Annotated in this window: 10 protein-coding genes and 1 riboswitch; of the genes, 5 read left to right on the forward strand and 5 right to left on the reverse strand. The window is 60.3% G+C overall.

All coding sequences use genetic code 11. The annotated features are described in order from the left end of the window. Window positions 1-203 precede the first annotated feature (203 nt). Both IH971_09070 and gpmA read right to left on the reverse strand, forming a co-directional pair. Window positions 204-1,229 carry a fructose-bisphosphate aldolase class I gene (locus IH971_09070; GenBank protein ID MCH7497989.1) on the reverse strand — a complete coding sequence of 342 codons (1,026 nt, stop codon included), beginning with the start codon at window positions 1,227-1,229 and terminating at the stop codon, window positions 204-206. Between the two features lie 120 nt (window positions 1,230-1,349). Continuing rightward, on the reverse strand, window positions 1,350-2,105 hold the full coding sequence (gene gpmA / locus IH971_09075; protein ID MCH7497990.1) for a 2,3-diphosphoglycerate-dependent phosphoglycerate mutase: 756 nt from the start codon (window positions 2,103-2,105) through the stop codon (window positions 1,350-1,352). A 257-nt stretch (window positions 2,106-2,362) separates the two neighbouring features. On the opposite strand from gpmA, the gene IH971_09080 reads away from it, so the two are divergent. Beyond that, the gene (locus IH971_09080; protein MCH7497991.1) at window positions 2,363-3,280 is read left to right on the forward strand and encodes an exopolyphosphatase; all 918 of its coding nucleotides are present in this window, start codon (window positions 2,363-2,365) and stop codon (window positions 3,278-3,280) included. 74 nt (window positions 3,281-3,354) lie between these two features. On the opposite strand, the gene IH971_09085 is transcribed toward IH971_09080, so the two are convergent. Further along, complete coding sequence (locus tag IH971_09085; protein ID MCH7497992.1) at window positions 3,355-3,744, reverse strand: DoxX family protein; 390 nt, start codon at window positions 3,742-3,744, stop codon at window positions 3,355-3,357. Window positions 3,745-3,874: 130 nt separating this feature from the next. After that, window positions 3,875-4,030: riboswitch (cobalamin riboswitch) on the forward strand. 14 nt (window positions 4,031-4,044) lie between these two features. Between IH971_09085 and IH971_09090 the strand changes: the two genes are divergently transcribed. Beyond that, the gene (locus IH971_09090) at window positions 4,045-6,078 is read left to right on the forward strand and encodes a TonB-dependent receptor (GenBank protein ID MCH7497993.1); all 2,034 of its coding nucleotides are present in this window, start codon (window positions 4,045-4,047) and stop codon (window positions 6,076-6,078) included. A gap of 257 nt (window positions 6,079-6,335) precedes the next feature. Here the strand turns inward: IH971_09090 and IH971_09095 are convergent, their stop codons facing one another. Both IH971_09095 and IH971_09100 read right to left on the reverse strand, forming a co-directional pair. Continuing rightward, window positions 6,336-6,578, reverse strand: coding sequence for a type II toxin-antitoxin system HicA family toxin (locus tag IH971_09095; GenBank protein ID MCH7497994.1), 243 nt, complete (start codon window positions 6,576-6,578; stop codon window positions 6,336-6,338). After that, window positions 6,578-7,069 (reverse strand): hypothetical protein, encoded by a 492-nt coding sequence (locus tag IH971_09100; GenBank protein MCH7497995.1) that lies wholly within the window; start codon window positions 7,067-7,069, stop codon window positions 6,578-6,580. Before IH971_09100 ends, IH971_09095 begins: the two co-directional genes overlap by 1 nt. A 515-nt stretch (window positions 7,070-7,584) precedes the next feature. On the opposite strand from IH971_09100, the gene IH971_09105 reads away from it, so the two are divergent. From IH971_09105 to IH971_09115, 3 genes are read left to right on the forward strand one after another with little or no spacing between them, the layout of a single operon-like run. Further along, a complete protein-coding gene (locus IH971_09105; GenBank protein ID MCH7497996.1) occupies window positions 7,585-9,369 on the forward strand; it encodes a 2-oxoacid:acceptor oxidoreductase subunit alpha in 1,785 nt (594 codons plus the stop codon). Window positions 9,370-9,380: 11 nt separating this feature from the next. Next, window positions 9,381-10,280 (forward strand): 2-oxoacid:ferredoxin oxidoreductase subunit beta, encoded by a 900-nt coding sequence (locus tag IH971_09110; GenBank protein MCH7497997.1) that lies wholly within the window; start codon window positions 9,381-9,383, stop codon window positions 10,278-10,280. 33 nt (window positions 10,281-10,313) lie between these two features. Then, window positions 10,314-11,165, forward strand: a complete 852-nt coding sequence (locus IH971_09115; protein ID MCH7497998.1) for a pirin family protein — start codon at window positions 10,314-10,316, stop codon at window positions 11,163-11,165. Window positions 11,166-11,339: the final 174 nt, after the last annotated feature.

Consider the following 11,339-nt stretch of genomic DNA (forward strand, 5'->3'; position numbering starts at 1 on the left):
CTAGATGCTGTTAAATCGCCCCTCTGCACTAGCCCGTCGGCGGGCCGGCTACGTTCACGCCGTGGCTACAGCATGACAGCCTGAAAATCTAGTCGCGCGGTTGCAGAGCGGCAAGCTTTATCAGGTGGCAAAGCGCACGGCGCGAGCCCCACGCTGTGGGAGGCGGCTCATTCCGTCCGCGGCTCTCCGGCCCCACCCCATGGCTAGGTCGCGGTTGTCTCCAGCTCCCGTGAATAGGTGCCAGCCCGCGCCGCGCCGTTCAGCTGGGCCCGGTGGTGGAGGGCTTTTTGAGCTGCCGCTACCTGGGCGGGGTCACCCCGCCACGCTCGCAAGACCGGCTCCTGGAGCGCTCGGCCGTAGCTGAAGCTCAGCTCCCACGGGAGCTCCACTCCGGGCGCATTCATGGCATTGAGGTTCTCCGTGGCCTGTTGTGGGCTCTGCCCGCCGGACAGAAACGCAATTCCCGGCACGGCCGAGGGAACGGTCTTTCGGAAGCAGCGTAACGTTGCCGCGGCAATTTCTCCCGCGCTGGCCTGCTGCGGGCAATCCTTTCCGGAGATCACCATATTGGGCTTGAGAATGGTGCCTTCCAGCGCCACACGATGCTGGGCCAGCGCAGCGAAGACCGTCTCCAGCGTCCTGGTGGTGACCTCCTCGCAGCGCTCCAGGGTGTGCTCGCCGTCCATCAGCACCTCAGGTTCGACGATGGGCACCAGCCCAACCTCCTGGCAGAGGGCGGCGTAGCGGGCCAGCGCGTGGGCATTGGCCTCCAGGGCCGTCCCCGTGGGCAGCCCGCTCCCGATCCTGATCACCGCCCGCCACTTGGCAAACTGTGCCCCCAGGCTGCGATACTCCTCCAGTCGTTCGCGCAGGCCGTCCAGCCCCTCGGTCACCGTCTCCCCGGGGAATCCGGCCAGCGGCTGGGCCCCTTTGTCAGGTTTGATCCCCGCAAAAATGCCCTTGGATTTGAGTAGTTCGGGGAACGCCCTGCCGTCCTGTGACTGCTGGCGGATGGTTTCGTCGTAAAGTATGACGCCGCTGATGAACGTCTCAAGGCCCGCTGTGGTAAACAGCAGTTCCCGATAGGCGCGGCGGTGTTCTTCGGTGGACTCCACGCCGATGTCTTTCAGCCGCTTGGCGATGGTGCCGGTGCTTTCGTCCGCGGCCAGGAGGCCCTTGCCCGGCGCCACCATGGCCCGGGCGATGCCGGCCAGATCATTTCCGTCCATAATTGTACTACCTCCTGATTTGTTCGCTGCGCCGGTTTCGGTCAACTCGGCAGTACGGGCGCCCTCCGGGAATGGCCCGGAGCGGCGCACCTGCCGGCCACAAGCGGTGTCCCGCACGCCTCAATGTGGAGCGCTCTTCTCGGCCTGTCGCGCCACCGCTTCGGTAGCTGCTCTGACAGCCTCGGGATCGCCCAGGTAGCGCGCTTCCAGCACCTCCAGTGACCCCCCCAACTCGTAGATCAGGGGCATGCCGGTGGGGATGTTCAGTGCACTGATCTCTTCGTCGGAAATGTGATCCAGGTATTTCACCAGCGCCCTCAGACTGTTGCCGTGCGCGCTGATGAGAATATCGCTGCCTGCCGCCAATTTGGGCGCCACCGCCTGCTCCCAGAATGGCATGACCCGCCTGAAGGTATCGGCCAGCGACTCCGTACCCGGCAGCTGCTCGGCCGGCAGACCGGCATAGCGCTCATCGAAGCGCGGGTGGCGCTCATCGTCCCGCTCCAGCGCAGGCGGCGCCACGGCGTAGCTCCGCCGCCACTGATGGACCTGCTCGGCGCCATATTTCTCGGCGGTCTCGGCCTTGTTGAGCCCCTGCAGGGCGCCGTAATGCCGCTCGTTCAATCGCCAGGATCGCTCCACCGGCAGCCACATCAGATCCATCTCATCCAGGACGATCCACAGCGTGCGCACGGCTCGCTTAAGCACGGAAGTGAGCGCCCAGCTGAAGGTCATGCCCGCCGCCGCCAGCAGGCGTCCGGCTGCGTGCGCCTCCACCTCGCCGGTTGCGGACAGATCCACGTCGGTCCACCCCGTGAACCGATTCTCCAGATTCCAGGTGCTTTCGCCGTGACGGAGCAGGATCAGCCGGGGCATTTATTACGGCATCCGATCATCTTTGCGGCGCCCTCCTGATCTCACGCGGCAGCTGGCCGCTAAACACTCTCGCCTTGGCCGCTGCCTGCAGATGGCCACAATTTACCGGTCCGGGCGCCCTGAATTAAGGATTGATCTGAGGACCCTCAATTGCGGGCAAGCCCCAAAACTCCTCTGTCTGAGTCGAGATGAGCATATTAAATTACACGGCTCAGCCAACCAGTATACGCACGCTATATCGAGGAAGGAAGCTTGTTATGAGAGTCGTCTATAGAGGAGATTTGGATGGCACGGTTTGCGCCGCTATGCTGCTGGATATCGGCCTGGTCGATGAAACCATGCAGGCCCATCCCAAAGATGTTCAGGATGGCAAAGTTGAGGTTACGAACCAGGATATCCTTTGCAATCTGCCCTTCGATGAAAACTGCTATATGTGGTTTGACCACCACTCCAGCGAGATGAACCGGGACGAGTTCGATAAAAAGGAATTTCAAGGCGTGGTGGCCATCGCTCCCAGTACGGCCGGCCTGGTATACAAGTATTATTTGCCCGACTACCCCGCGTTGAACAAGTTCGAAAAGGTCGTCCAGGACACCGATACGTTGGACAGCGCCGATCTGAGCCTGTCCCAGGTCATGGACCCGGAAGGGACCATCCTGCTGGGATTTCTCCTCGATCCCCGCACCGGACTGGGACACAGCAAGAAGTTCTCCATCAGCAATTTTCAATGGGGCGGGCAGATGCCCGAGTTGCTCACCAAGCACACCGTGGATGAGATCCTGGCCATGTCCGATACGCAGGAGCGGCTCAGCGAATACCGGGACATGCAGGCGGTAGCGGCCGAGTTCTACGCGGCCCATTCCCACCTGGATGGAAACGTCATCGTCACCGACGTACGCGGTAAGGACATTCCCCCGGCGAATCGCTTTCTTATCTACACGCTGGACGGTCTTAAGGAGGGCAACACGTCGGTCCGAATTGCCGATGGGAAAAAGGGCGAGTTCTCGACTATCTCGGTGGCACACTCCATCTTCAATCGTACCGCCAAGGTCGACTCAGGCGAGTTGTGCAAGCAATACGGCGGCGGTGGCCACAAAGGTGCGGCCAACTGCCAGCCCTCCATCGCTGACAGCGACCGGGTGTTGGCGGAGATCATCGCAGCCTGCAAAGACTAGGTTAGACGGGGCAGACCACCGCTCCGCTGGTCGGCGGGCCGTAGCTGCGGTCACCGGCCGTACCGCCCAGCCCGCTACCTGACCTCGTTGCCCTTCACCAGATAGTACAGTGAAACGGCCGCCGTAAGGGCCTGCAGGTCCAGCCCGCCCATAGGGCCAACCCACAGCTTGGGCACGTCCAGGCCATAGGAAATCGCGTTGGGCTGATACATCATGATCGTGGCCCCGGTCATCACCACCAGGATGAGCAGTGCCCCGGCCCGGGTCAGCAGGTCCCGGCCAAAGGCCCCCACGACAAGGAACACCCCGCCCAATAGCTCCAGCACACCCACTAGCTGCCAGTAGGGCGGCGGTATGATGCCGGGATAGATGAATTTGGAGTAGCCTTGCGGTATGAAGATGGCCGCCAGCACCAGGCGGGGAGCCCAGTGAACCACGGGGATGAGGCGGCTCAGCAGGTCCATAGGCTATTCGTGGTGGGTGGCAGCATCTGAATCGGGTGGCTTAATTGGCCACAGATGTTATGCTTCGGTCCGCGCTCGGGCAACGCTTAATGGTCGCTTCACGGGCTGGGCCGGCCAGGCCGCCAGCGAGCGCTTGATTCGGTGCGGGAACCAGCCTAACTTGCCGCGCACTGCTTTTTGTCATGATGACAGGGAAGACCTGTGAGATTCAGGCGCTGCCCCGCAACTGTGAGGTCCGCTCGCTGACGGACTGAGCCAGACACCTGTTCCTTTTCTTAAACCTTCGCGGGTGAGGTTAGGATGCATGCTAGTTCATATCCGCCCCGACTCTACAATCGGGGCTTTTTGTTTTCGCTGAGGGACAAACTGCGGCCAGCCGTCTGGCCGTCCCTGCTGCTATGCCTGCGCCTGGCGGTTCCCGCCCTGCCCACGGCAGCATCGGCGCAGACCCCAAAACAGTCAGCCGGGCTGGATTCACTGGCGGTCGGGCGAGACGGGACCTCTCCCGTGGCAGACAGCGCCCGCATTGCGCCCAGCTATCATCTGCCGGCTGTCATTATCACGGCCAATCGCCTCCCGGAGCCACTGGACCGAATTTCGAGCTCCGCAACCGTGCTTCTGCGCCAGGACATTGAGGATCAGCAGGCGAGAACTGTCGCTGAGGTCCTGAGGAACGTCCCTGGGCTGGACATGGTGCGATCAGGTTCCCTGGGGCAAGCCGCTTCGGCTTTTCTAAGGGGGGCCGGCAGCAGCAGCGCTTTGGTGCTGCTGGATGGGGTGCAGGTCAACAGTCCCACCACCGGCGGATTCAATTTTGGAAATCTCACCACCGATAACATCGAAAGCATCGAAGTTGTCCGAGGACCGCAAAGCACCCTCTACGGATCGGACGCAATTGGTGGGGTCATCAATATTATTAGCCACAAAGGCGAGGGCGATCCACGCCTCGTCGTTCGCTCCGAGGCGGGTCAATTCTCGACGTTCCGGGAGTCGGCTCATCTTGCAGGGAGCCGCGGGAGGGTCAACTACGCTGTTTCGTTGTCCCGCACCGATTCAGAGGGTGCGTTTGAGAACGATGATTACGGGAATTCTACTCTGGCCGCACGCGTCGAATCCTCCCTGTCCGACAACCTGAAACTCTCCCTGGTGGCACGGGCAGTTGGCAGCGGCGGGGGCGTGCCCGGCCAGCGATTCATAGCCGTCGACCCGAACGCAAGGATAGAGGACCGTCTGGCTACCGTCGCATTGCGGGTTGACCATGTTGTGCGCGGACGCTGGCATCACAGGTTAGTCATATCTCGAACGGACGACGATTTGCTGTTTGATGACCCCGTCGATCCAGGCGCGACCGGTCCGTTTGCGGGCGACCTTGTCTCCCGCACCCAGACCTCCATCGCCACCGTCGATTGGCAGCTCGATTTCGACCTGCTGCCCTCCAACGTCATCGTTGCCGGAGTCGAATGGCAACGACTGGTGGGCAAGAATGTCTCCACCGGACCGTTCGGTGATACTGACTTCGACGAGGAGGTTGCGAGCCGCGCGATTTACATTCAAAACCAGTTCCGGCAAAACGATCGCTTCAGCTTGACTACCGGTGTCCGAGTTGATGACCACGGCAGTTTCGGGCCCAGCACAAACTTGCGGATCACCTCGGCGTATACCGTTCATCCGCTGCGTAGGACGGCAACGAAAGTGAAGGGCAGCTGGGGAACGGGTTTCAGGGCACCCAGCATCAACGAGCTCTATTTTCCCGGCTACGGAAACCCGGACCTCAAGCCCGAAGAGAACAGGAGCTTTGAGGTGGGCTTGGAGCAGGAGCTTTTGGATGGCCGAATCGGCCTGGCGGTAAGTTATTTCCACACCGATTTTGAGAACCTGATCGGGTTTGATCCCAACACCTTTTCAGCGGGTAACATCAGCGCGGCAAAATCCGAGGGGATCGAATGGACAGGGAATTTTCGCCTCAACGGACGGCTGCGGGTCTCGGCTAACTATACTTTCCTGGATACTGAAGATGAGGCCACGGGCAAACCACTGTTACGGCGACCAGCCCATAAAGCAAATATAAACATTAACTTGAATCCTGTTAGCGCCTTAAATCTGAACTTGGATATCAACCTTGTGGGCCAACGCTTTGATAACGACTTCGGAACCGGGGGAGAGGCTTTTTACCCTGGCTACGCAAAGCTCGACGTCGCATTATCGTGGGATCTGAGCGGACGTCTAAGGTTACTCGGACGGGTCGAAAACCTGATGGATGCCCAGTATGAGGAAGCGGCTGGTTTTCCTGCGCCAGGGAGAGCCTTTTATGGCGGTGTCCAGATCGAATTTTGAATGCCAGCATGAAACTGATCCTGACGGTTGCAGCGTTACATAGTTGGGATGCTGGAGGCAGTTACTCCGGCTAGGGTACCTGGCACGATATTATGATCGAGCCGGCCCCGACTTGAACCGCTGCCTGTGACCTCCAGCCACCGCCGAGTAATGTCCTAATTTTAAGTAATCCGCCCTCACGCAGACCGCGTTGGAAGCCGGGGAATGAGGAGAACTGGACTTATTTGGCTTGGGTACTCATGAGGGAATAAGCCAGTCTAGCCGTAGAACTCCGCTTCGTCCTTGCCAAACTTGTCAATGATTTGATCTATAAAAGCAGTCGGTATCTCAGATCCAGGGCCGTGGGCATGAATCGTTGATTTAAGGCTACCCTGTGATGTTTGCTTCCTCAGCTTTTTCCGACTTCCTGCACCTTCTGAAACCTCAACCCCGTTGCGCTCTATAATCGTCTTAATTTCTCGCCACCTCAGTCGAGGCTTCTTGCTAGTACGTTTTGCCATCAAGGTATCAAAGTAGTGCCACTGTACTCTCGGTACCTTGCAGCTAAGGCAGGATCAATCCTTTCATCCGTTTCCAGCTCGAGGTTTTCAATGCTCCGCTCCACCTTTTTGGATACGGCTCCAACAGACCCCTCCTCTGCTAGCTGGAGGTACTTATCCCAGTAAATCAGTGCTGCCTTCCCTTTCAGCATATCTTTAATATCTTCAAGTAAGGTGCTTTCATTCAATGCCTCCTTTAGCATTTCAACAAGGTCTTCGATGAGCATTGCAGAGGCCTCATCAGTCGTATCCCCTATCCCAAGTTGATTCAACGGCAAGCACTTTATGACTTGCTTTCCCTCGGATTCGAATAGTAGCCCTGGCATGCCATTGAATGTCATAGTGTTTGTAATGGCCCCATCGCCAAGTTCAAAATCAAACCTAATCGTCATAGATAGCGCCTTGGCGTTCTCTAATTCTTTGAGGACTCTTCTCTCTCGATCTACGTGCATTGGTCTGTCTCCCTAATATGAAATTAAGCGAAATATACAAAATTCCGACATGATCAGCGACAGTGACCGCCTACGCACCTGCTGCTTTCCTAAAGTTCGACAGATACCGAAATCTAGTCTATCGACAACAATTTTCTTGTATCCCAATGGGTGCTCGCAACTCCGGCCTCCATTGCAGGCGTTACCATCAGCGAGCGGTGAATGCGGCAGAAATTGTAATGTGCAAAGGGCAGCGCCGCCGCGCTCCCGTTGCGTTCCGCTGCGAGGGTCTCGCCGCAGCCATTTGCACCGGCTGTCGCCTAGTCAATACCCTTCCCGCAACTTAATTAACTAACTTCCATGCTATACGAGTCGTCAAGAGACGAACGGCGAGTTTTGTGACGGGCTCGTGCTGGGCAGTAGAGCATTGCTGAGAGCAGGAACCGACTCTGCGGAGCGTTGGGCCGCATGCCAGCTGGGCTGCGGATCTCCGGGAGGTTCCACCAGGCGCTGGGCCATACTTACGAGGGTAGAAGATGTCAGATTTTGATCTGAAAATTGGTATCGGCGGTGCTGCGGGACAGGGCATCGCCTCCGTGGGCAACATCCTTGCATTTATTTTTGCCCGGCGCGGATTGAATGTTTGGGCGTATAACGCCTTTCAGTCCATCATTCGCGGTGGACACACCTTTCTTACCATCCGCGCCAGCGCTGAAGCCATCGGCACGCACGGTGACGTGATCGATATCCTGGTCTGCCTCAATCAGGATACCCTCGATCGCCATCTGGGAATTCTGGGGCCCGGTACGTTCGCCATTTATGATGGCGGCAAGATCAAGCCCACGGATGCTCCTCCCAACGTGAACTTGATCGCCCTGCCCATCGCCACTTTGTCGCCCAATCCTACCAACAAGATGCTGGGCAACACCATCGCCGCCGGCGCGGTGCTCTATATCTCCGGCTTCAGCCTTGACCCGCTGGAGGACGCACTCAAGAAGCAGTTCGCCCGGAAAGGGGCCGAAGTGGTGGCTGAAAACCTCGCCGCCGCCAGCGCCGGCTACGCGTTTGCAGGCGAACATTTCAAGCCCATGAGCCATGCGATACCTGCGCCCAAGGATGGACTCGCGATCCTCAATGGCAATACTGCACTGGCTATGGGTGGCGCTGCCGCGGGCGTGAAGTTCTACTGCGCTTACCCCATGAGCCCGTCCACCGGCGTCCTGCACTGGTTCGCCGCCAACGCCCGCAAACTGGGCATCATGGTGCGCCAGGTTGAGGACGAGCTGGGCGTGATCAATATGGCTATTGGAGCGGCCCATGCCGGCACGCGGGCCATGTGCGCCACTTCGGGCGGCGGTTTCGCCCTCATGACCGAGGGCATCGGTCTGGCGGCGATGATGGAAATTCCTGTGGTGGTGATCAACGTCATGCGCAGCGGTCCCTCCACCGGTGTTCCCACCAAGACCGAGCAGGGCGATCTCTGGCAGGCGCTGGGCGCGTCCCAGGGCGATTTTCCGCGCGTCATTGTGGCTCCCACCGATGTCGCCGATGCGTTCGCCACCATACCGGAAGTGTTCAACGTGGTGGACCGGCTCCAGTGTCCCGCCTTGGTGCTCACCGACCTGCTGATATCCGAAGGCACCACCAGTATGGATCCGGCCCTGTTTAAATGGGACCAGGACATCGACCGGGGCGAACTGATCGACCCGGCACGCAGCAACGGCTCGAACGGCGCTTACCTGCGTTACGAGATCACCAAGAGCGGCATATCCCCCCGCGCGCTGCCGGGGATTGAGGGCTATATTCACGTGGTTGCCTCCGACGAGCAGGATGAAGACAGCACCCTCATCAGCGACGAGTTTACCGACCCGCACAAGCGCCAAGCCATGATGGAAAAGCGCATGCGCAAGATGGAACTGGCCGCAGCGATGGTTCCGGCCCCGGAACTGGACGGTCCCGCAGACGCCGACGTGACGCTGGTTGGCTGGGGTTCCACCAAGGGCGTGCTGGATGAAGCCACGGAGCAGCTCAACGCCGCAGGGACCAGCACCAACCATCTGCAGGTGAAGTGGCTGGTTCCACTGCACGGCGAGGTCATCAGCGCGGTTCTGGGCGCGAGCCAAAAGGTCATCATAGTAGAGAACAACTACACCGGCCAGTTTGCCCGCTACCTGCGCTCCGAGACCGGCGTTTTCGCCGACGCCCACATCCGCAAATATGACGGCGAGCCCTTTCTCACGCACCATATCGTGGAAGGCGTGCAGGAAATTCTGCAGGGCAAAACGGCGCAGTACGTGCCGACACACGAATACAAGGTTTAAGGAGGATAGCGATGGCAACTGCACTGGTAGAAGACCGTCCGGCCTATACGGCCAAGGACTTTAAGGGGCCGGTTGCTCCTGACTGGTGCCCCGGCTGCGGCGACTTCGGGGTCCTGAAGGCGCTGCAACAGGCGGCCGCCGACCTGGGCAAAGCCCCGCACGATATCGTGACCGTCAGCGGGATCGGTTGCTCGTCCAACCTGCCGGGCTTCATCCATACCTATGGTATGCACACGCTGCACGGCCGGTCATTGCCCGTGGCGACGGGCCTGCAGCTGGCCAACCACGAGCTCACCATCGTGGTCACCGGAGGCGACGGCGACGGCTACGGCATCGGCGGCAACCACCTGCTGCACACCATGCGGCGCAACGTGGACCTGCTGTACATCGTGATGAACAACCAGATCTACGGGCTGACCACCGGCCAGCTCTCACCCACCAGCGAGCAGGGGATGGTCACCAAGAGTTCGCCTGAAGGCAGCATCGAGATGCCCCTCAACCCCATGGCCATGGCCATTGCCGGAGGCGCGACCTGGGTTGCCCGGGGCTACAGCGCCGATGCCAAGCATCTGAGCGCGCTGATGAAAGCCGGCATCGAGCATAAGGGCTTCGCCCTGCTGGACGTCTTCAGCCCGTGCGTGACCTACAATCACATCAACACTTACGCCTATTTCAAAGAGCGGGTGACGAAGCTGGAAGATAACGGCCATGACCCCAGCGACTGGCGGGCGGGCATGGAGCAGGCCTTCGTGTGGGGCGATGAAATTCCCACGGGTCTGTTCTTCGAAAACACCACCAAGCCGTCCCTCCACGCGCAGGAGCCCATCCTCGACGAAGGGGGCCCGCTGGCCTTCCGCCCGCTGGGCATCTCGCAGGACGTGGGGCAGACGCTGGTGGACGTGCTCATGTAGCCGCCCGCAGGCGCGCTACGCAAGCATACGCACGTGTCTGAACCGACCTACCGCACCGTTTCAAAAGTGGTGACCGGCAGGGCCACCACCGACGGCGACGGCGTGCGGGTCACCCGCATCATCGGCACCCACGAGCTGCGGGAACTGGACCCGTTCCTGCTGCTGGACGAATTCAAGAGCGACAACCCGGACGACTACATCGGCGGGTTTCCGTCCCACCCGCACCGGGGTTTTGAGACCATCACCTACATGCTGCACGGCGAATTTACCCACAAGGACTCGCGGGGGAACGAGGGCCACCTGACGGCGGGGTCGGTGCAGTGGATGACCGCCGGACGGGGCATCATCCACAGCGAAATGCCGGCCATGACCGACGGGCTGGTGTGGGGCTACCAGCTGTGGCTGAACCTGCCCGCCGAGCACAAGATGACCGAGCCGCGCTACCAGGACATCCCGCCCGAGGAGATTCCCGTGGTGGCGAACGGCGGCAGCAGCGTGAAAGTGATTGCCGGCGAGTACCAGGGCACGCAGGGCCCGGCAAAGACCTGGATTCCGGCCCACTATTTCGACGTGACGCTGGAGCCGGCCGCGGCCTTTTCCCAGCCGGTGCCGGAGTCCATGACCGCCTTTGCCTACGTCATTGACGGCGAGGCGCGCGTGGGCCCGCCCGGTGAGGCGACGGTGGGCACGCCCCTGCAACTGCTGGTGCTGGCCGGGGGCGACACGGTGCAGGTGACGGCGGGGGCGCGCGGCGCGCGCTTCCTGCTGCTGGCGGCCCAGCGCCTGGACGAGCCTATCGCCCGGCAGGGCCCCTTCGTGATGAACACCATGGAGCAGGTCTACCAGGCCTTCGCGGACTACCAGAACGGCACCTTCGACACGTAGCCGCGCCTAAAACTTCCCTTTCAAAGAGCATCGATGTGGGCTGCGTCCGGGGCCGGGCTGCGTTTGGGGTGACCCCCTCCCCCCCGGGGCGGTATCACGCCCACCGACGGGGAGGGTGATACCGAAGTGATACCGAAGTGATACCAAAGTGATACCGGAGTGATACCAAGCTGG

This window comes from Candidatus Neomarinimicrobiota bacterium (assembly GCA_022560655.1).
Taxonomy (GTDB): domain Bacteria; phylum Fidelibacterota; class Marinisomatia; order SCGC-AAA003-L08; family TS1B11; genus JADFSS01.

Coding starts and splice junctions, on each gene's coding strand:
- IH971_09070 (MCH7497989.1), bottom strand. CDS start 1,229: ATGGACGGAAATGATCTGGCCGGCATCGCCCGGGCCATGGTGGCGCCG.
- gpmA (MCH7497990.1), bottom strand. CDS start 2,105: ATGCCCCGGCTGATCCTGCTCCGTCACGGCGAAAGCACCTGGAATCTG.
- IH971_09080 (MCH7497991.1), top strand. CDS start 2,363: ATGAGAGTCGTCTATAGAGGAGATTTGGATGGCACGGTTTGCGCCGCT.
- IH971_09085 (MCH7497992.1), bottom strand. CDS start 3,744: ATGGACCTGCTGAGCCGCCTCATCCCCGTGGTTCACTGGGCTCCCCGC.
- IH971_09090 (MCH7497993.1), top strand. CDS start 4,045: ATGCATGCTAGTTCATATCCGCCCCGACTCTACAATCGGGGCTTTTTG.
- IH971_09095 (MCH7497994.1), bottom strand. CDS start 6,578: ATGGCAAAACGTACTAGCAAGAAGCCTCGACTGAGGTGGCGAGAAATT.
- IH971_09100 (MCH7497995.1), bottom strand. CDS start 7,069: ATGCACGTAGATCGAGAGAGAAGAGTCCTCAAAGAATTAGAGAACGCC.
- IH971_09105 (MCH7497996.1), top strand. CDS start 7,585: ATGTCAGATTTTGATCTGAAAATTGGTATCGGCGGTGCTGCGGGACAG.
- IH971_09110 (MCH7497997.1), top strand. CDS start 9,381: ATGGCAACTGCACTGGTAGAAGACCGTCCGGCCTATACGGCCAAGGAC.